At 33.9% G+C, this 21,208-nt stretch carries 23 protein-coding genes; 1 reads left to right on the plus strand and 22 read right to left on the minus strand.

The window, feature by feature from the left end; translation table 11 throughout:
* Positions 1-44: 44 nt before the first annotated feature.
* From B0E44_RS16310 to B0E44_RS16355, 10 genes are all read right to left on the minus strand, one after another.
* Positions 45-515, minus strand: a complete 471-nt coding sequence (locus tag B0E44_RS16310; RefSeq protein ID WP_077377689.1) for a UpxY family transcription antiterminator — start codon at positions 513-515, stop codon at positions 45-47.
* Positions 512-748: a four helix bundle protein gene (locus tag B0E44_RS16315; protein ID WP_077377692.1), complete on the minus strand. Its 237-nt coding sequence runs from the start codon at positions 746-748 to the stop codon at positions 512-514. Before B0E44_RS16315 ends, B0E44_RS16310 begins: the two co-directional genes overlap by 4 nt.
* Positions 749-837: 89 nt before the next feature.
* Complete coding sequence (gene rfbB / locus B0E44_RS16320; RefSeq protein ID WP_077377695.1) at positions 838-1,884, minus strand: dTDP-glucose 4,6-dehydratase; 1,047 nt, start codon at positions 1,882-1,884, stop codon at positions 838-840.
* A gap of 158 nt (positions 1,885-2,042) precedes the next feature.
* Positions 2,043-3,326, minus strand: coding sequence for a nucleotide sugar dehydrogenase (locus tag B0E44_RS16325; RefSeq protein WP_077377698.1), 1,284 nt, complete (start codon positions 3,324-3,326; stop codon positions 2,043-2,045).
* Positions 3,327-3,644: 318 nt separating this feature from the next.
* Positions 3,645-5,036: a UDP-glucose 6-dehydrogenase gene (locus B0E44_RS16330; protein ID WP_077377795.1), complete on the minus strand. Its 1,392-nt coding sequence runs from the start codon at positions 5,034-5,036 to the stop codon at positions 3,645-3,647.
* A gap of 83 nt (positions 5,037-5,119) precedes the next feature.
* On the minus strand, positions 5,120-6,106 hold the full coding sequence (locus B0E44_RS16335; RefSeq protein WP_077377701.1) for an SDR family oxidoreductase: 987 nt from the start codon (positions 6,104-6,106) through the stop codon (positions 5,120-5,122).
* A gap of 27 nt (positions 6,107-6,133) precedes the next feature.
* Positions 6,134-8,584: a polysaccharide biosynthesis tyrosine autokinase gene (locus B0E44_RS16340; protein ID WP_077377704.1), complete on the minus strand. Its 2,451-nt coding sequence runs from the start codon at positions 8,582-8,584 to the stop codon at positions 6,134-6,136.
* Between the two features lie 14 nt (positions 8,585-8,598).
* Positions 8,599-9,390 (minus strand): polysaccharide biosynthesis/export family protein, encoded by a 792-nt coding sequence (locus B0E44_RS16345; RefSeq protein WP_077377707.1) that lies wholly within the window; start codon positions 9,388-9,390, stop codon positions 8,599-8,601.
* Positions 9,391-9,459: 69 nt separating this feature from the next.
* Positions 9,460-10,080 carry a recombination mediator RecR gene (recR, locus tag B0E44_RS16350; RefSeq protein ID WP_077377710.1) on the minus strand — a complete coding sequence of 207 codons (621 nt, stop codon included), beginning with the start codon at positions 10,078-10,080 and terminating at the stop codon, positions 9,460-9,462.
* A 260-nt stretch (positions 10,081-10,340) separates the two neighbouring features.
* Positions 10,341-10,709 carry a CoA-binding protein gene (locus B0E44_RS16355; protein WP_077377714.1) on the minus strand — a complete coding sequence of 123 codons (369 nt, stop codon included), beginning with the start codon at positions 10,707-10,709 and terminating at the stop codon, positions 10,341-10,343.
* A gap of 210 nt (positions 10,710-10,919) precedes the next feature.
* Here B0E44_RS16355 and B0E44_RS16360 point away from each other — a divergent pair, with 210 nt between their 5' ends.
* A complete protein-coding gene (locus B0E44_RS16360) occupies positions 10,920-11,549 on the plus strand; it encodes a MarC family protein (protein WP_077377717.1) in 630 nt (209 codons plus the stop codon).
* Between the two features lie 86 nt (positions 11,550-11,635).
* Here B0E44_RS16360 and ctlX read toward each other — a convergent pair whose 3' ends face one another.
* The 12 genes from ctlX to infA all read right to left on the minus strand — a co-directional run bounded on the left by ctlX (position 11,636) and on the right by infA (position 21,208).
* Positions 11,636-12,571 carry a citrulline utilization hydrolase CtlX gene (gene ctlX, locus B0E44_RS16365; protein WP_077377720.1) on the minus strand — a complete coding sequence of 312 codons (936 nt, stop codon included), beginning with the start codon at positions 12,569-12,571 and terminating at the stop codon, positions 11,636-11,638.
* Between the two features lie 69 nt (positions 12,572-12,640).
* Positions 12,641-13,555, minus strand: a complete 915-nt coding sequence (locus B0E44_RS16370) for a dimethylarginine dimethylaminohydrolase family protein (RefSeq protein ID WP_077377723.1) — start codon at positions 13,553-13,555, stop codon at positions 12,641-12,643.
* A 72-nt stretch (positions 13,556-13,627) separates the two neighbouring features.
* The gene (locus B0E44_RS16375; RefSeq protein WP_077377726.1) at positions 13,628-14,902 is read right to left on the minus strand and encodes a citrate synthase; all 1,275 of its coding nucleotides are present in this window, start codon (positions 14,900-14,902) and stop codon (positions 13,628-13,630) included.
* Between the two features lie 154 nt (positions 14,903-15,056).
* Positions 15,057-16,349 carry a phosphopyruvate hydratase gene (eno, locus tag B0E44_RS16380; protein ID WP_077377729.1) on the minus strand — a complete coding sequence of 431 codons (1,293 nt, stop codon included), beginning with the start codon at positions 16,347-16,349 and terminating at the stop codon, positions 15,057-15,059.
* A gap of 118 nt (positions 16,350-16,467) precedes the next feature.
* A complete protein-coding gene (gene carA, locus B0E44_RS16385) occupies positions 16,468-17,571 on the minus strand; it encodes a glutamine-hydrolyzing carbamoyl-phosphate synthase small subunit (protein WP_077377732.1) in 1,104 nt (367 codons plus the stop codon).
* Positions 17,572-17,857: 286 nt separating this feature from the next.
* Entirely contained in the window at positions 17,858-18,343 is a 486-nt protein-coding gene (rplQ, locus tag B0E44_RS16390) for a 50S ribosomal protein L17 (protein WP_077377735.1), read from the minus strand.
* A gap of 39 nt (positions 18,344-18,382) precedes the next feature.
* Entirely contained in the window at positions 18,383-19,375 is a 993-nt protein-coding gene (locus tag B0E44_RS16395; protein WP_039110214.1) for a DNA-directed RNA polymerase subunit alpha, read from the minus strand.
* Between the two features lie 21 nt (positions 19,376-19,396).
* Positions 19,397-20,002, minus strand: a complete 606-nt coding sequence (gene rpsD, locus B0E44_RS16400) for a 30S ribosomal protein S4 (RefSeq protein WP_077377737.1) — start codon at positions 20,000-20,002, stop codon at positions 19,397-19,399.
* A gap of 93 nt (positions 20,003-20,095) precedes the next feature.
* A complete protein-coding gene (gene rpsK, locus B0E44_RS16405) occupies positions 20,096-20,479 on the minus strand; it encodes a 30S ribosomal protein S11 (RefSeq protein WP_024981527.1) in 384 nt (127 codons plus the stop codon).
* An 8-nt stretch (positions 20,480-20,487) separates the two neighbouring features.
* Positions 20,488-20,862 (minus strand): 30S ribosomal protein S13, encoded by a 375-nt coding sequence (rpsM, locus tag B0E44_RS16410; protein ID WP_064716171.1) that lies wholly within the window; start codon positions 20,860-20,862, stop codon positions 20,488-20,490.
* Positions 20,863-20,864: 2 nt separating this feature from the next.
* On the minus strand, positions 20,865-20,981 hold the full coding sequence (gene ykgO, locus B0E44_RS16415; RefSeq protein WP_073370549.1) for a type B 50S ribosomal protein L36: 117 nt from the start codon (positions 20,979-20,981) through the stop codon (positions 20,865-20,867).
* 11 nt (positions 20,982-20,992) lie between these two features.
* Positions 20,993-21,208: a translation initiation factor IF-1 gene (infA, locus tag B0E44_RS16420; protein WP_007136545.1), complete on the minus strand. Its 216-nt coding sequence runs from the start codon at positions 21,206-21,208 to the stop codon at positions 20,993-20,995.

Here is a 21,208-nt window from a genome sequence, read left to right on the forward strand (position 1 = left end):
TTTTTTTTTAAATAAAACTCATACCTCCTTCATGGACAAAAAAATCATTTTATTTTCTTCTCAACTTTAAGAACACACCCTAAAGACTCCAAAACGAGCACATAATGATTGTGTTTTACCTCCTGCACTACGGCAGATTGTGCTACAAACGGACCCGATTCCAATACAATTTTATCCCCTTTTTGCCATTTATCAACCATCACCTCAAAAGTATCAGGTATGTTCAACCAATCTTGAATGGCCTGAATCTCTTTTTCTTTTACAATAGCTGGTTTTCCTAGCCAAAACAAATACCGTATGGCTCCCGGAATTTCAAAAATAAGATTCCGCTCCTTTTCATTGACTTGAACAAAAATATAGGAATTAAACAACGGAACCTCGACTTTCTTTTTGCGATCCGACCATTGACGGACTTTAGTTATCAAAGGACAATAGGCCGTAACTCCGATTTCATTCAACCGTTCAGTAACTTTCTTTTCCCACTTGGGTTTCGTGTAAACTACGTACCAGTTCATATTGTTTCCAAATTACTGCTATGAGAATAAACTATAAATCTTACAAAATCAGCCTGATATCTTTTTCTGCCATATCCTTCCACAATGTTTGTAATAACAGAATCCGAAGACCTTCTTAACTTACTCCCTAATTCATACAACTCGTATTTAGGCAATTGCAAAGACATTCTGTGTGTTTCAAAAAATAAATTCAGTCCTTTTTTGTAAATTTCTAAATCTTTATAATTTTTCATATATTCAAATCAAATAACCATAACCAACAACAGATACAGACAACTAATAACGGATAACCGATAACTAACAACTGACAACCGAAAACCAACTACGAATACTGCTTTTCATAATACGAAGCATACGCTCCAGAAGTCACATTATTCAGCCAATCCTGGTTCTTCAAATACCAATCAATAGTAATTTCCAAACCTTCTTCAAAAGTTACAGAGGGCTTCCATCCCAATTGAGTGTTTATTTTAGAAGCATCGATTGCATAACGCAAATCATGACCTGGCCTGTCCTTCACATAAGTAATCAATTGAGCTGATTCACCTGCAGTTCTTCCCAGTTTTTGATCCATAATCTGGCACAATACTTTAACCAAATCAATGTTTTTCCATTCATTGAATCCTCCGATATTGTAAGTTTCATGATTTTTTCCATCATGGAAAACCAAATCAATAGCCACAGCATGATCTTTTACAAATAACCAATCTCTGGTATAATTACCGTCTCCGTAAACTGGCAGTGGTTTGTTATTGATGATATTATTGATAAACAACGGAATTAACTTTTCCGGAAAATGAAAAGGCCCATAATTATTAGAACAATTCGTAATCACATATGGCAATCCGTAAGTTTCACCATAAGCTCTCACAAAGTGATCCGAACTCGCTTTGGATGCTGAGTATGGTGAATTAGGATCATAAGCTGTTGTTTCTGTAAATAACCCTTCAGCCCCTAGTGAGCCATAAACCTCATCAGTACTCACATGATAAAAACGTTTTCCTTCAAAGTTACCCAACCATTGTTTTTTGGCCGCATTCAATAAATTCATCGTTCCAATCACATTGGTTTTCACAAAAGCCAAAGGATCTTCGATAGAGCGATCGACATGGGATTCGGCTGCTAGATGAATAACCCCGTCAAATTGTTGTTTCCCAAACAATTCATTTATAAAACTTTCATCCGTAATGTCTCCTTTTACAAAAGTATAATTCGGTTCTTTTTCAATATCCTTGATATTTTCCAAATTCCCTGCATACGTCAAAGCATCCAAATTAAAAATTTGGTAATTTGGATAGTTTTGCACAAATCGTCTTACGACATGTGAACCAATAAACCCTGCTCCTCCAGTAATAAGTATCTTTTTCATTTTTATCTTTATTTGTCTAAATTCTCTTTATTCTATCCTCTTTATTCTATCCTCTTTATTCTATCCTCTTTATTCTATTCTCTTTATTCTATTCTCTTTATTCTAAACTTTTAAACAATTTAAACTCATAAACAAATTTAAACTTCATAATCCTCAACTTACAACTTCCCATCAACTCCATCCACCAAAACACCTTTAACATCATAAAGAATACTACATTCTTTTCTCAAGGAATCAATATCCATCTCCATAAACTCGGCATGAGCCACACCCAAAACTACAGCATCAAAAATAGTTTTTGGCATCTGATTTAACATTGTCAAACCATATTCGTGTTCCACCTCTATAGGATTCGCCCAAGGATCAAAAATAGTCACTTGAATTCCATAATCTTCCAATGCCTTTATAACATCCACAATTTTGGTATTCCGAACATCAGGACAATTTTCTTTGAAAGTAATGCCCAACATCAACAAACGAGCACCATTGATAGTCACTCCTTTTTTGATCATCAGTTTCACTACCTGAGAAGCCACATATTCTCCCATACTGTCATTCAAACGACGACCAGCCAATATAATTTCGGGATGATATCCTTTTTCTTGGGCTTTTTGCGCCAAATAATATGGGTCAACACCTATACAATGCCCACCAACTAACCCTGGTTTAAAGGGTAAAAAATTCCATTTAGTGCCAGCTGCTTTAAGCACGGCAGTTGTATCAATATCTAAAAGGTTAAAGATTTTTGCTAATTCATTTACAAAAGCAATATTAATATCCCTTTGGGAATTTTCAATTACTTTGGCAGCTTCTGCCACTTTTATAGATGGAGCAAGATGTGTTCCTGCTATAATAACCGATTGGTACAATTCATTTACTTTTTGTCCAATCTCAGGCGTGGATCCTGATGTTATTTTTAAAATTTTCTCTACAGTATGTTCTTTATCTCCGGGATTAATTCGCTCCGGAGAATAACCTGCGAAAAAATCGACATTGAATTGCAATCCCGAAATTTTTTCCAAAACAGGCACACATTCCTCTTCAGTAACACCTGGATAAACGGTAGATTCGTAAATTACGATATCCCCTTTTTTTAGAACAGAACCAACAGTTTCACTGGATTTATACAATGGAGTTAAATCTGGACGATTATTTTTATCCACTGGAGTGGGAACAGTTACAATATAATAATTGCAATCGGCTATATCTTCAATTTGTGAAGTACAATATAAACCTTTTTGAGTGCTTGATTCTTGAACCAACACTTTTTGCAGTGTTTCATCATCAACTTCAAGGGTGCTGTCTGTACCTGATTGCAATGCAACGACTCTTGATACATTAATATCAAAACCTACAACCGAAAATTGGGTAGCAAACAATCGAGCCAAAGGCAAACCAACATAACCCAAACCTATTACTGCAATCTTTATGTCTTTATTCAATTTCTTAAACTATTGTTGGTTTTAAAAGTCTTATTATAAAAAATAGAGAAATTAGAAATGTACTTCCAAAAATGAAGCACAGACTTCCTCCAAATTAAGCCCACAAAGATACAAAAAATAAGAATCCAACGGAGTCAAAAAAAAGTCCCCAACTAAACAAAAAAAGATTTCTACAAACTACAATTGTAAACAACTCATAGTCAATAAAAATCTTCTTTCTAAAATTTTATTTATAAGTAAAAAATCACTGTTTTTGGTGATGCCTAAAGAGCCTAAAAAGGCCTATCTTAAGCGGTTTAAAACAGTAATTCTAAACTCTTAAGAGCCAATAGCCTGATATACAAATCCAATAGCTTCCAATTCTGATTTATTCAAAATATTTCTTCCATCAAAAACAAAAGCAGGTTTTTGCATACCGTCATATATCTTTTGCCAATCATAAGTTACAAATTCATCCCACTCCGTAAGTACTGCAATGGCATGTGCTTTTTCACAGGATAAATAAGGATTGTCAAAAGTAAGTATACAATTTGCGTTCTCCTCAGCTGATCTGGTTTCTAAATAATCTAAGTCAGAAAGAATTTTTTTACGAGACACTTTCGGGTCAAATACCGCGATTTTGGCTTGTTCGTTAATCAAATCATTTGCCACATATATCGCTGCTGATTCTCTTGTATCATTGGTATCCTTCTTGAAAGCCCAACCCAAAAAAGCAATCTTTTTATCGGCAACGGTATTGTAAAGCGTTTGTACTATATTATTGGAAAAACGGCGTTTTTGATGGTCGTTCATGATAATTACCTGCTCCCAGTAATCCGCTACTTCGTTCAATCCGTATGATTTTGCTATATAAACCAAATTCAAAATATCTTTTTGGAAACAAGAACCGCCAAATCCTACTGAAGATTTCAGGAATTTAGAACCAATTCGGCTGTCCATTCCTATAGCTTTGGCTACCTCATTAACATCAGCACCTGTTTTTTCACATAGCTCAGACATCGCATTGATGGACGAAATTCTTTGAGCCAAAAAGGCATTCGCAGTTAGCTTTGACAACTCTGACGACCAAACATTAGTGGTCAATATTTTCTCTGGACTCACCCAATTGGAATAAACATCTACCAAAGCTTGAATCGCTTTCTGCCCTTCAGCAGAAGTATCTCCTCCGATTAATATTCGATCAGGGTTCAACAAATCCTGTACTGCTGTACCCTCTGCCAAAAATTCTGGATTGGATAAAATCTGAAACTGCACCCCATTTCCGGTAGAATCAAGAATACTCTTGATGGCTTCGGCAGTACGTACCGGCAAAGTTGATTTCTCAACAACAATCTTATCACTTTTGGCGACTTTTGCAATTTGTCTGGCACACAATTCAATGTATTTCAAATCGGCTGCCATCCCTTTTCCTTTTCCATAGGTTTTCGTAGGCGTATTTACCGATATAAAGATGATTTGGGCTTCCTCTATTGCTTTATCTACCGCTGTAGAAAAAAACAAGTTTCTTCCTCTTGCTTCTGCTACAATACTATCTAACCCCGGTTCATAAATGGGAATATTGTCGGTATTTTCATCATTCCATGCTAAAATTCTTTCTGCATTCAAATCAACAACCGTAACTTGAATGTGGGGACATTTTTGTGCTATAACGGCCATCGTAGGTCCTCCAACATATCCTGCGCCTATGCAACAAATTTTTGTAATTTTCATATTGTTGTTTTTCTCTATTCTGTTCACTGTATTCTCTATTCTAAAAATCTGTCTATTATCTGCGTACTGAAATCTGCTTTCTACTACCTGCCAAGATTCCCCCAATACCAGCCTACAGCTTCCTTCAGTCCTTCCTGTAAGGAATATTTAGGATTGTACCCTAAAATTGTTTTGGCCTTATCAATACTGGCTAAAGAATGAGGAATATCTCCCGCTCTATTAGGACCATATTCAATAGCAACATCTGCAATTTTTGGATCGTATGCTGCCAAATATTTTTTTAAGTATCCTATCAAATCATTTAAGGTATTCCGATCACCATAAGCGGTATTGTAAACCGTATTCACTGCTTCTGGCTTTTCTGTAGTCATCGCCAACTCATTCATCTGTATAACATTGTCAATATAGGTGAAATCACGTGAATAATTTCCATCTCCATTTATTTTGGGACTCTCATGTTGCATTAATTGCATAACAAACTTTGGAATAACTGCGGCGTAAGCTCCATTTGGATCCTGCTTCCTTCCAAACACATTAAAATAACGCAATCCAATAGTCTCCAATCCATAAGTCCTGCTGAAAATTTCAGCATACAATTCATTTACATATTTCGTAATGGCATAAGGAGAAAGTGGCTTCCCTATAACCTCTTCTATTTTTGGTAATCCCTCCGAGTCACCATAAGTCGAAGAGCTGGCCGCGTAAACAAAACGCTTTACGTTGGCATCTCTTGCTGCAACCAGCATATTTAAAAATCCAGAAACATTGACATCATTTGTGGTAATAGGGTCATTAATTGACCTTGGCACAGAACCCAATGCAGCTTGATGCAATACATAATCAACTCCTCGCACAGCCAATTGACAGGTCTCAACATTACGTATGTCTCCCTCTATCAAACTAAAATTATTGTTTTCGATAAAATCTTTTAAATTATGACGATGACCCGTAGCGAAATTATCCAAACAAACTACTTTATATTCTTTGGACAAAAAATACTCACATAGATTAGATCCAATAAATCCTGCTCCACCCGTAATTAGTATCTTCTTTTTGCTATTTTCTGTCATTATCTTTTTAATTTTAAAAAACTCTTGCTATTTTTTCTTTCCAACTATTTTCTCGATCAAACTTTTTTTCTTTTCAGCCTCATGGTAACCATTTGAATAATTTCCGTTTCCATATCCATAACCATAACCATAACCTCCACCATACTTAGCTTTATTTTCAAAACCGTTCAAAACAATACTGGCATTATGGAGTTCGCCTCGATTCACCCTATTATTTAACAAAGTAATCATTTCTCTTTTGGTGAAATTTTGTCTAACAATATACAACGTGACATCACAATATTGTGCCAACTCAAGTGAGTCAGCGACCAAACCTACGGGTGGTGTATCCAAAATAATGTAATCGTATTTCGTTTTCAATTCTTCTATCAATTCTTTCATTCCATCACTAAGAATCAATTCAGAAGGATTAGGAGGTATTGGCCCCGAAAGTATTACATCTAGAAAAGGTATCGAGGTATGATTTACAACCTCGTCCAATTTTTTGTCTTTGATTAAATAATTTACAACCCCTACTTTGTTGTCCAAATTAAATTCATCAGACAACTTGGGTTTTCTTAAATCTAATCCAACAATTACGGTCTTTTTTTCGCTTAAAGCAAAAACCGTAGCAATGTTTATGGAACAAAATGTTTTTCCTTCACCACTTACAGAAGATGTTATCATCAATGTTTTTGCCCCGGCAACATTGCTCTTCTTGTACAAAAATTGGAGCGAAGAACGAATCGCTCTAAAGGATTCCGACAAAGCGGATTTTGGCTTCTCAAAAACAGCTAAATCATTATTCTCAGTATTTATACCTACTATTCCTATTATCGGAATACTTGTTAGTTTACTGATATCATCTGGGTTCTGAATGGCATTATTAATAAAGAAAATGACTACGATTACTAATAAAGGAATTAACAACCCTAAAAATAAAGCCAGTACATAATTCACTCCTGTCTTAGGCCCTATAAGACCTCCTCCAATATCTTTAGCCGAATCTATAAAATGAATATCCGATAGATTTGCTGCTTTTACAATATCAGCCTCGCTTCTTTTTTGAAGAAAAGTACTATATATGTTATCGTTTAAGTCGTACTTTCTTTTGATTTTTATTAATTCCTGCTGATCATCCGGAAGACGCTTAATCTTACTTTCCGCTTCATTGATTTTACTCTCCACCATTGCCAAATCATAATCCAAAGAAGTTTTTGCAGTGGCAATGTTTTCCAACAAAACATTTTTAATCGCTTCCATTTGATTGTCAAAATCCCTAAATATTTTTTCGCTTTTTACGGCATAAGCCATCTCCGATCGTTGGGTAGAAAGCGCTATTAATTTAGACACATTGACAGCAATGTTAGGATCATCAATTCCAGCCACAGAAGGCGCTGGCAATTTCGAATAGTCAACACTGTTACGCAAATAAGATTTTAAAGAATTATAATAGGCTACTTTTCGTTTTACAGCATCTTTCTCTACATCAAAATCGAGGATTTTATCAGAAAATTTAGCTGCCCCTCCTTCTTCTACATCATAGATATTTTTATCTTTTCTAAAAGATTTTAACTCATCGCCCGTTTGCTTTAGTTGAGATTCCATAGCAACAAGTGTACTATCAATAAAATTAATAGTGTTTGTCGCAAATTGATTTTTACTATCAAGCTGCCTTTTAATCAACATATTAACAGTTGAATTCAGATAATCAACCATGCGGGCTTTATTAGTACCTTGCATCCCCAACGTGATTATGGAACTTCCTTTATCATCAGTTTTGACATTTATGTTTCTGTAATTAGAAACAGTACCATCAAAGTCATTGAATCTAACAAAGTATTCATTGCCTTTATATAAACCTGGATTGTCGTTTATTTGCAAATTCCAATTCAAAAAAGGTAAAGAGACTTTTTGACCAACTTTGTATTTTTTTACAAATTCACCTTCTACAACCGATGTATTGCTATGACTATTATCAGAATAGTGAATTAGTGAAACTGACGTTCCTTCAAAAGGGATTCTTAATTCGTATTCATTTTCGGTAATAAATTTAATCCCGATAAGATTCCCTGCTAATTGTCCTTGTTTTTTATCAATATCCAGATGAAACGGAATGGCTCCATAAGCATCTATTAGATTGTATTTTCCCTGTACCAAATAATCAATATAAAACTGCAATTTATCTACCACCAACTCATTGTGTGAACGGGATTGTAAAGTGGTTGAAATAGTCTGCATTTGATCTGAAGCGCCTCCCCAATTAAATACTAAGTTGGTACTGGATGTAAAAAGTGGATTTGTTTCTTCCTTAACCGAAATTAAGGTTTCGATACCGTAAATTTTCTCTTTCCGTATATTAACCTGATAAGCTATCATTAAGGCGATAACTACAGATATCAAAAACCACTTCCAATAACTTAATATCTTTATCAAAAAACCCTTAAAATCAAAACTGGACTGATTTTCAAAAACCGTAAAATCTTTTATATCTAACATTTGATCAATTGATTTTAATTTTTAAGCAACAAATAAGTGGTACTAACCAAAGACAACAATGTAATAAGGGTTGTCAAAGATTGAATTCCGGTACTGCCTGTTCCCCACGTTTTTTGCTTGAGTGGTTTTACATAAATATAATCATTGGGCTGCAAAAAATAATAGGGAGAATTCATCACATTGATGTTAGTCAAATCCAAATCCTTCATCTCGGTGCCGTTTGGAGTTTGTCTAATAATAGTCACTGCCTTTCTGTCACCGGTTGTGGTTATATCCCCAGCATTGGCGATAGCTTCCATTATATTTACTTTTTCCTGAAACAAAGTTTTGGTACCCGTACTCCCTACTTCTCCATTTATGGTATATCGAAAACCTGCTAATTTTACCACCACAAAAATACTGGCATTATCTTTAAAATAATCAGCCAACAGTTGCTTTTCAATTTTAACGCGCACTTCCTCCAAAGTAAACCCCATAACATTCATCTCCCCCAAAACCGGAATTCGGATATTGCCATGGTCATCTACAGTAAAACCGTCAAAATACAAACCAGATTCCGATTGATCTGCTTCAGCATTATTAGCAGTTGGATTAAAAATAGTCACTAATTTTGGATCAGAAGCTTTGATGGTGATACTTAATACATCATGGGTTTGCAAACGATACGGCTTTGATTCCACCATTACGACTGGCCCTTCATTGGAAGCATTATCCTTTTTTTGAAGGTAAACCAAATCCTTTACTGGAATACAGGATGTAAATAACACACTGATAAATAAAAAAATAAGGACTAAACGTTTGTTCATTCGTTTTAATTTAGTAACAAATATAGTTTTTCAATTAGTATAAAAAAAGCATCACGCTTATTAAACCACTTAATTGGTTTTTAATGATTTTTCAAAAGGAACTCTTTGCAATATACTTCGACCAAGCGTAACTTCATCAGCATATTCTAATTCATCTCCAACAGCAATTCCTCTGGCAATTGTTGAAACTACTATAGGCAAATCGGCTATTTGTTTATAGATATAAAAATTCGTTGTATCTCCTTCCATTGTAGAACTCAATGCAAATATAATTTCTTTGACTTGCCCTAACTTGGCTTTCTCTATCAACTTAGAAATAGTAAGCTGACTAGGGCCTACTCCGTCAATAGGCGAAATTTTACCTCCTAAAACATGATAAATTCCTCGAAATTGACCTGTATTTTCAATTGCCATGACATCTCGAATATCCTCGACAACACAAATAATTTGATGGTTTCTACTTGAATTGGCACAGATTTCACAAACTTCACTATCTGAAATGTTATGACAGCTATTGCAATATTTGATTTCCTCTCGCATTGTGACCAATGCTTGAGCCAAAAAGGTAGCTTGCTCTTTGGGTTGTTTTAAAATATGCAGAACCAAACGCAAAGCGGTTCTTTTGCCAATACCAGGCAATTGAGCCATTTCATTAACTGCTTTTTCTATTAGTTTTGAAGAAAATTCCATGGATACAAAAGTAAGCAATTTGACAAACTGCCATTTAGAAAATTAAATCTATTTTAAAAGACAATACTTAATCTTGAAACAAATGAAGAAATAACTTTTCTGTACAAAATCAATGCCTAATGTTTCCCAAAAAAAATATTTCAATCAAACCTGTTGATTGTTTTGACTTACCCCAGATGGAAGCGGCATCCTTTTTTTGTCTCTTTTTTCTAAGAGACAAAAAAAGATATAGCGGACAGCTGGAATAGGTCCTGAAAAAACTAATATTTATTCAAAGTTAACAATACCAATGTACAAGCAGCCTCATACTTTATATTATTCAAATCCAATAATTGATAAAACTCTGGATTTTCGGTTCCTGGGTTAAATAAAACCCTTTTTGGCTTAGCATCAACGATATAATTATAATAATCCCTTTGACGTGTTGGATTTAGGTATAGCGAAATGGTGTCAATATTTTTAACGGGTATCGCTTTTGTGTTTATTTTAACTCCTGCCACTTCCCCCGTATTTTGCCCCAAAGCAAGAACTGAATGTCCTTTGGCTACAAGCATTTCAATCGCTTTATAAGCTGCTTTTTCTGATTTTACAGTTGCTCCAAGAACTAAGGTTTTTTTATTTTTTGTCATTTTAAATCAATATAAGCTACAAAAGTAATCAAAAAGGATTAAGCACTAACCAAATAGTTGATACAAACCTATAAAAAGCCATTAACCATCAATCCTCCTAATTGATTCTGCAATTGTTTCCACCATTTAATGAAATAAACAATTACATAACTCTTGTTTAAACTTATTTATACATAAATTCGTAATTTTACAATCAAAAATCAAAACTGAATGGATTTATTTATTTACTTATTTGTTGCTTTATTTTCTGTTTTAAACCCCATAGGAACTGTTCCAATATTTGTCGGTCTTACACAAGGAGATTCCAAACAAGAATGTTCCAGAATTTCACTATGGACATCGATAAATGTATTTTTAATCCTTATCATTTCATTTTTTGCTGGAAAATATGTTTTGATCTTTTTTGGCATTAGCATCGATTCCCTTAGAATTGCTGGGGGTCTAATCATTGTAAGTTCAGGTTTTTCCTTGCTTTCAGGCAAATTCAATAAAAAAAGAGGTATTAACAAAAAGATTGAAACCGATGCTCAAAAACGAAATGACATTGCTTTGACTCCATTGGCCATACCGATGCTTGCTGGCCCAGGGTCTATTTCCCTATTAATTGCATTTTACCAAGAACATAATTCTACCAACGAACTTATAATAGCCTCACTTGCAATATTAGCTATCGCTATTGCTATTTTCATTATTTTGAGAAGCGCACATTATTTAGCACAATTACTTGGCGCCTCTGGTATAGTAGCAATTTCAAGAATTGTTGGATTCATAGTAATTGCAATTGGTATTCAATACATTGTAAGCGCCCTTATCAACATTATCAAGGGCAATTTGATGTAATTCAAAAAATTATCAATAAAAAAATCCAAATTCTAATTAGCACTAGCTGTTCGAATTTGGATTTTTTTATTTTAAAAATTATAATTTTATTCTCTTGGCAAGAAAATCTCTGCCATCATACAACGAGCACTTCCACCGCCACAAGCTTCGATAGTATCTAAACTTGAACTCAAAATTGTTACATGTTCTTCTAATTGAGCAATTTGTTTTTTAGTCAAACTTTGATGAGCTGAAGCACTCATTATCAAATATCTTCTGTCGTCAGTTCCTTTTACTTCGAGCATATTTCCCGCAAAATTATTTACCTGCTCTTCAGTAATCAAAATGATTTCTTTTTCATCCCCTTTCAGACTGTCAAGTACCATTTTTCGTTCTTTTTTGTCATCGATACAATCGGCACAAATAACAGCAAAAGTTTCACCAAGACACATCATTACATTAGTGTGGTAAATCAGTTTACGCTCTCCGTTAACGGTTTGAAAAGCTTCAAAAATTACTGGCGTAAATTCAAAGTCTTCACAAAACTCAATAAACAACTCTTCATCTGCTCTTGGAGAAAGAGCACAATAAGCCTTTCCATTAGCTCTATCCAACAGCAAACTTCCTGTTCCCTCTAAGAAAAAACCATCTTCTTCAGCAGATGTATAATCCATAATATTATCGATTATAAATCCTTTCTCTTCCAAAGTATCTAGAATATCTTCGCGACGTTCCAGTCGACGATTCTCTGCAAACATAGGATATAATGCTACATCCCCGTTCTCATGAAATGATATCCAATTGTTAGGAAAAATACTGTCTGGCGTATCAGCATTCTCTTTGTCATCTACTACAGTCACATCTACCCCAACCGCACGAAGCTTTTCAACAAAAACATCAAATTCCTGTTGTGCTTTTGCATTAACTGTGGCTGGCAAAAGACCGTCTAAAACTTTTTGATAGTAATTATTCACTGCCGTTTGTTCATTCATACGGAATGCAACTGGCCGAATCATCAAAATGGAGTTTGTTGTTTGTTTCATATTTTTTATGGTATTATCATTAAAAGAATCTATTGCTTAAAGTTAAACAATAAAACCCAAAACGAATTATTAATCTCTAATTAATGGCAAAGTCGAACATCGTAACAATCCTTCTTGCTTTGCAATTTCGGCATAAGGAATTTCTTCAACTATAAATCCATTAGCCCGAAGCCAATTATTTAATCTCGTGAAATTCTTTTCAGAAACAACAACATTTGTATCTATCGAAAACACATTGGAATTCATATTATACATTTCATCCCGAGTAATATGAAACAAGTTTTCTTTTCCAAAAAGATTTACAAGAAACATATAATCTGCTTCTTCTCTAAATCCTCTTTTGTATATAATCCCTTTGTCTTTTCCTACTGGCTGAAAACAACAATCAAGATGCAAAGCATTATCACGAGCTTCAATTCTTGATTTAACCAAATCAAAATCTTTTACAATTTTATTCGGAAATAAATCTTTTAAAAATTTCACACCATGCTTATTGGTTCTTGCAGTTATATAACTAGCATAGTCACTCCCTTTGTAAGTCCCAACAAAAATATAATCATTCCAAAGCATAACATCTCCTCCTTCTATATGAACTTCTTCTGGAGGGCGAACTACTTTTGACGGATTAATTTGGTCAATTATGTATTGAATAGCGTCCAATTCTCGTTCACGATCCGGCAAAATATTTGATTTAACAAAAGTATCATCAATCACAAAACCTATATCTCTTGCAAATATCTGATTGTAATTTTCTATCATTTCCGGGCGTAAAACAGTTACTCCATATTTTTGAAAAACCGAATTAAAGGCTTCCATTTCAATCACCATATCAGCCTCTATTGGGTAGGTATTGGCTAAAATATGTTCTAAGGATTTAGGATCATAAGCTTCTTCCGCTTTTGGAGTCGGACCATTATTAACAGCAGAACCTAACACCACTACCCTCAATTTTGAGGTTTCATTTTTTATGTTTAATTCCAGCATTTTTATAACTTTTGCCAAAGATAAAAAAAAAAGCTCCACCGTAAAGTGAAGCTTTAATAAACTATTTAAGATTTATGATTTAACATATTCTCTCAAAGGATAACCTGTATAAATCTGTCTTGGTCTTCCTATTGGCTCTTTATTTTCTCTCATTTCTTTCCATTGAGCAATCCAACCTGGTAATCTACCTATTGCAAATAATACGGTAAACATATCAGTTGGAATTCCTAAAGCTCTATAAATGATTCCTGAATAAAAATCAACATTAGGGTATAGATTTCTTGATTTGAAATATTCATCTTCTAAAGCAGACATTTCCAATTTTTTTGCAATTTCAAGAATAGGATCATTAACTCCCAAAGTTGCAAGTACTTCATCCGCTGCTTTCTTGATTATTTTTGCTCTTGGATCAAAGTTTTTATAAACTCTATGACCAAATCCCATTAATCTGAAAGGATCATTTTTATCTTTCGCTTTCGCTAAATACTTATCAGCATCTCCACCTGTAGCATGAATTTCTTCTAACATTTCTAGAACAGCCTGGTTTGCACCACCGTGTAATGGTCCCCATAAAGCAGAAACTCCAGCAGAAATAGAAGCAAAAAGTCCAGCATGTGATGAACCTACCATTCTCACTGTTGAAGTAGAACAGTTTTGCTCATGATCAGCATGAAGAATAAATAATTTATCCAACGCATCAATAACAATAGGATTTGCACTGTAAGGCCCAGTAGGCAACTTAAACATCAAATTCATAAAGTTCTCAACATAACCTATTGTATTATCATAATAATTCAAAGGATACCCCATACTTTTTCTATAAGTCCAAGTAGCAATAACTAAAAATTTAGCAATAGTTTTACAAACAGCATCATACATTTCCTTTTCATTATCCGCATCTACCGACTTAGGATTAAAAGCAGTCAAAGCACTTGTCAAAGAAGACAACACTCCCATTGGGTGAGCCGTTCTTGGAAAACCATCCAAAATAATCTTCATTTCTTCACTTACTAAAGTGAATTTTCGGATGTCATTTTCAAATTGCTCTAATCTTTCAACAGAAGGCAATTCTCCAAAAATTATTAAATAAGAAACTTCTAAAAAATGAGATTTCTCAGCTAATTCTTCAATTGAATACCCTCTATAACGTAAAATCCCAAGTTCTCCATCCAAAAAGGTAATTTCACTTTTACAAGAACCAGAATTTTTATAACCTGGATCAAGAGTAATCACGCCAGACATATCTCGTAATTTACTTATATCTACGGCAGCTTCATTCTCACTCCCAACAATTACGGGAAGTTCAAATTTTTCACCGTCAATTTCTAATATTGCTATTTTTGACATATTTTTTTATGAAATAAAATTTAATTTATAATTTACCAAATCTAAGGAATTCCACATTAAATTAAAAACTAATTGAACATTGAATTTGTTAAAAATTCAATAAAAAAGCCATTCATCATAGATGAATGGCTCAATTACTATAAATTCATTACAATTACTTTATTTTGAACGCCTTTTTCCCAGGAAAATATGCAGAATTCCCTAATTCCTCTTCAATTCTTAATAATTGATTGTATTTTGCCATACGATCAGAGCGAGAAGCGGATCCGGTTTTAATTTGACCACAGTTTAATGCAACAGCTAAATCAGCAATAGTATAATCCTCAGTTTCTCCAGAACGATGCGACATAACAGAAGTATAACCCGCATTTTTAGCCATATTAACTGCTGCAATTGTTTCTGTCAAAGTACCAATTTGATTTACTTTTATCAAAATAGAATTTGCAATTCCTTTCTCAATTCCAGTTGACAAACGATCAACATTAGTTACAAATAAATCATCTCCAACCAATTGAACTCTATCACCAATTTTCTCAGTCAATAATTTCCATCCATCCCAGTCATTTTCATCCATTCCATCTTCAATAGATATAATTGGATACTTTGTAGCTAATTCAGTTAAGTAATCTACTTGTTCAGCAGATGTTCTGATTTTACCTGTAGGACCTTCAAATTTAGAATAATCATATTTACCATCTTTGTAAAATTCAGAGGCAGCACAATCTAAAGCCACCATTATATCATCTCCAAAAGTGTAACCTGCAGCCTCAACAGCTTTTTTGATTGTATCTAAAGCATCTTCTGTTCCACCTGCCAATGTTGGTGCAAAACCACCTTCATCACCAACTGCTGTAGAAAGATTTCTATCGTGCAATACTTTTTTAAGATTATGAAAAATCTCAGTACCCATTTGCAAAGCATGAGCAAAAGACGTCGCCTTAACCGGCATAATCATAAATTCCTGAAAAGCAATAGGCGCATCAGAGTGTGATCCTCCATTGATGATATTCATCATTGGCAAAGGCAAAGTATTTGCAGAAACGCCTCCAACATATCTATACAATGGCAATCCTAATTCTTCTGCAGCAGCTTTAGCAACAGCTAAAGAAACACCTAAAATAGCATTTGCTCCTAAGTTTGATTTAGTTGGAGTACCATCCAAATCAATCATCATTTGATCTATAAGATTTTGTTCAAAAACAGAAGTCCCAACTAATTCCTCAGCAATTTTTGTATTTACATTTTCAACCGCTTTCAAAACTCCTTTTCCCAAGAAAGCTTTTCCACCATCACGTAACTCATGTGCTTCATGCGCTCCTGTTGAAGCCCCTGATGGAACTGCGGCTCTTCCTAATACTCCATTCTCAGTAATTACATCAACCTCTACTGTAGGATTACCTCTTGAATCAAAAATTTGTCTTGCGTGAATTTTAATAATAATACTCATTATTCCTATTTTTTATGTTATTAATTTGTATTTTCCTCAAAATTAAATAAAAAAAATCAGAAGTCTTTATTCTAAAATCGTTAATATCTTTTTATTTATTAACGATAACGTTTTAGTCTTATACAGATTTCATATTTTCAACAAACAGATCAAAAAGATAAGAAGAATCGTGCGGTCCTGGACTTGCTTCTGGATGATATTGTACAGAAAAACAATTTTTATTTTTCATTCGCATACCAGCAACAGTTCCATCATTCAAATGTAAATGTGTAATCTCCAAATCAGGGTGATTATCAAGTTCCTCTTTATTTACTGCAAAACCATGATTTTGAGAAGTAATCTCGCCTTTACCAGTAATTATATTTTTTACAGGATGATTAATACCTCTATGTCCATTAAACATTTTGTATGTAGAAACACCATTTGCCAAAGCGATAACTTGATGACCTAAACAAATACCAAATAAAGGCTTGTTGTTTTGAATAATTTCTTTTGCCACTTGTATAGCACTATCCAATGGGTCAGGATCTCCGGGACCGTTAGATAAAAAGAAACCATCTGGATTAAAAGAAGCCAATTCTGCGTAAGTAGCATTATATGGAAAAACCTTAATATAACAATCTCTTTTGGCTAAGTTGCGTAGAATATTTTCTTTAATACCTAAATCTAAAGCTGAAATTTTATATGTGGCATTTTCATCACCATAAAAGTAAGGCTCAAGAGTAGACACTTTAGAGGCTAGTTCTAAGCCTTTCATGTCAGGCACATCTGCTAATAGCTTTTTCAGTTCTTCAATAGGTGTATCATCGGTACAAATAACCGCGTTCATCGCACCATTTTCGCGTATATAACTTACCAATGCGCGAGTATCCACATCTGAGATACAAATCAAATTCTGCTTAGTAAAATAATTTTCCAAGCTCCCTGATGAATCAACTCTAGAATAATTAAAACTAAAATTTTTACATACCAAACCAGCAATTTTTATACTAGTAGATTCGACTTCTTTGTCATTTACCCCATAATTACCAATATGAGCATTTGTAGCAACCATTAACTGACCAAAATAAGAAGGATCTGTAAAAATCTCTTGATACCCAGTCATACCTGTATTAAAACAAACTTCCCCAAAAGTTTTTCCGCTTATTCCAATTGATTTACCGTGGAATATGGTTCCGTCACTTAATAAAAGAATAGCGCTTTTTCGTGTTGTATATTTCATGTGTAATTTAATATTGTGCAAATTTAAATTTTTAAAACAGTGGACGCAACGTTTTTTTTGAATAATTCATACTATTTGAAACTCAATGATAGAGAGTAACAAAATGACAGTAAAATGTTCAAAAATGACAGGATACTATATTCAAAAAAACTAACATGCAAAAACACCATTTCGATTTCTAATCAATAACTGAAGCAACAATGATTGATCATTATAAAAAATCAAAAAAAAAGGATAAACTATAAATAGTTTATCCTTGATTATTATCGAATGATTATTTTCATAATTATTCAGCTGCATCAGTTGATTCAGCCTCGGCAGCTGGAGCTTCAGTAGCTTCGTCTGCTTTTTTAGCTTTTCCACCACGACGGCTTTTAGCTTTCTTAACTTCTTTTTTACCTCCGTTGTAAAGTTCATTGAAATCAACTAGTTCGATCATTGCCATATCAGCATTATCTCCTAAACGATTTCCAACTTTAATGATACGAGTGTATCCACCTGGACGGTCTCCTACTTTCGCTGCAACATCTCTGAACAAGTCAGTAACTGCATATTTACTACGTAAGTAAGCAAAAACGATACGACGATTATGAGTAGTATCTGATTTTGATTTTGTTATAAGCGGCTCAACGAATTGTTTAAGCGCTTTAGCTTTTGCAACAGTAGTGTTTATACGTTTGTGCTCAATAAGAGAACAAGCCATATTTGCCAACATAGAACTTCTATGTGCAGTCTGTCTGCTTAAGTGATTGAATTTTTTTCCGTGTCTCATTGCTTTATGAAATTTAACCCCGATAGAATCGGGATTAGATTATTCTTTATCTAGTTTGTATTTTGCTAAATCCATACCGAAGTTCAAATTTTTAACTGCAACAAGCTCATCAAGTTCAGTTAAAGATTTTTTACCAAAATTACGGAATTTCATTAGGTCATTTTTATTGAACGATACTAAATCACCAAGTGTATCAACTTCAGCCGCTTTCAAGCAATTTAATGCTCTAACAGAAAGATCCATATCAACAAGCTTAGTTTTAAGCAATTGTCTCATGTGCAATGACTCTTCATCATAAGATTCTGTTTGTGCAATTTCGTCAGCCTCAAGTGTAATTCTTTCATCAGAAAACAACATGAAATGGTGAATTAAAACTTTTGCAGCTTCAGTAAGAGCATCTTTAGGATTGATTGATCCATCAGTTTTTATTTCAAAAACTAATTTTTCATAATCTGTTTTTTGCTCTACACGGAAGTTTTCAATTGCATACTTAACATTTTTTACAGGAGTAAAAATTGAGTCAGTAAAAATAGTTCCTATTGCAGCATTCTGTTTTTTGTTCTCTTCAGCAGGAACATATCCTCTACCTTTTTCAATAGTTAAATCGAAATTCAGTTTGATTTTGCTATCTAAATTACAGATAACAAGCTCTGGATTCAAAACTTGGAAACCTGAAATAAATTTTTGAAAATCACCAGCTGTTAATTGGTCTTTACCAGAAACAGAAATAGTAACTGATTCATTATCTATATCTTCAATTTGACGTTTGAAACGTACTTGTTTAAGATTAAGAATAATTTCGGTAACGTCTTCAACAACTCCTGAAATAGTAGAAAACTCATGATCTACACCTTCTATACGAACAGATGTAATTGCATAACCTTCTAATGCTGAAAGCAAAACTCTTCTAAGTGCATTACCAACGGTCAATCCATATCCAGGTTCTAAAGGTCTAAATTCAAATTTACCTTCAAAATCGGTTGAATCGATCATGATAACTTTATCGGGCTTCTGAAAATTAAATATTGCCATAAATTTCGACTAAGTCAATTATTATTTGTTGTACAACTCTACGATTAATTGTTCTTTAATGTTTTCTGGAATTTGAAGTCTTGCAGGAACGCTTACAAATGTACCTTGTTTCGTTTCATTATTCCAAGTAATCCACTCATAAACATGACTTGAATTTGACAAAGAACGTTCGATAGCCTCTAAAGATTTAGATTTTTCACGAACTCCAACTACATCACCAGCTTTTAAGTGGTAAGAAGGAATATTAACAACTTCGCCATTAACAGTAATGTGACGATGAGAAACGATTTGACGTGCACCTCTTCTAGAAGGAGCAATACCCATTCTAAAAACAACATTGTCTAATCTTGCTTCACATAATTGTAACAATACTTCACCAGTTACACCTTTGGTAGCTGATGCTTTTTCGAATAAATTTCTGAATTGTTTTTCTAAAATTCCATAAGAATATTTAGCTTTTTGCTTTTCCATCAATTGGACAGCATATTCAGATTTTTTTCCTCTTTTTTTAGCCATCCCGTGTTGACCAGGTGGATAATTTCTTTTTTCGAAAGCTTTATCGTCTCCGAAAATTGCCTCGCCAAATTTACGAGCGATTCTTGTACTTGGACCAGTATATCTTGCCATTTTAAATTGTTTAAGATTGAGATTATGAATTCAGGTCTTATCCTTCGATAATCTATTTTCAATCTAGGTTATACTATAATTAATATTTGAGTATTAAACTCTACGTCTTTTTGGAGGACGACATCCATTGTGAGGCATTGGAGTAACATCGATAATCTCTGTAACTTCAATTCCACCATTATGCAAAGAACGGATTGCAGACTCACGTCCGTTTCCTGGTCCTTTAACATAAACTTTTACTTTTTTAAGTCCAGCCTCAAGAGCTACTTTACTACAATCTTCTGCTGCCATTTGAGCTGCGTATGGAGTGTTCTTTTTAGAACCTCTGAAACCCATTTTACCAGCTGAAGACCAAGAAATAACTTCACCTTTTTTGTTTGTCAAAGAAATGATGATGTTATTGAAGGTAGCAGAAATATGAGCTTCACCCGTTGATTCAACGATAACTTTACGTTTTTTTGCAGTTGCTTTAGCCATATTACTTATTATTTAGTTGCTTTTTTCTTGTTCGCAACAGTTTTTCTTTTACCTTTTCTTGTTCTAGAGTTGTTTTTAGTTCTTTGCCCTCTTAATGGAAGACCAGATCTGTGACGAATACCTCTATAACATCCAATATCCATTAAACGTTTGATGTTCAAAGAAACTTCAGAACGTAATTCACCTTCAATTTTAAATGCTGATACGGCTTCACGAATTGCTCCGATTTCGTCATCATTCCAATCTTGAACTTTTTTATCTTGGCTAACTTGAGCTTTTTCTAAAATCTCAATAGCTCTACTTTTTCCTAATCCGAAGATGTAGGTAAGTGCAATAACACCTCTCTTGTTTTTTGGGATATCTACCCCTGCTATTCTTGCCATAATTATCCTTGTCTTTGTTTAAATCTAGGATTCTTTTTGTTGATTACGTATAATCTGCCTTTTCTTCGTACAATCTTGCACTCGGCACTTCTCTTTTTTACTGATGCTCTTACTTTCATTGTGAATATCTTTAATATCTATAAGTAATTCTTGCTTTTGACAAATCATAAGGACTCATTTCTAGTTTCACTTTATCACCAGGTAATAATTTGATGTAATGCATACGCATTTTTCCAGAAATATGAGCAATTACAATATGTCCATTTTCTAACTCTACACGGAACATCGCATTAGATAATGCTTCGATGATAGATCCGTCTTGTTCTATTGCTGATTGTTTTGCCAT

Origin of the sequence: Flavobacterium sp. A45 (assembly GCF_002001005.1) — a bacterium.
Classification (GTDB): Bacteria; Bacteroidota; Bacteroidia; order Flavobacteriales; family Flavobacteriaceae; genus Flavobacterium.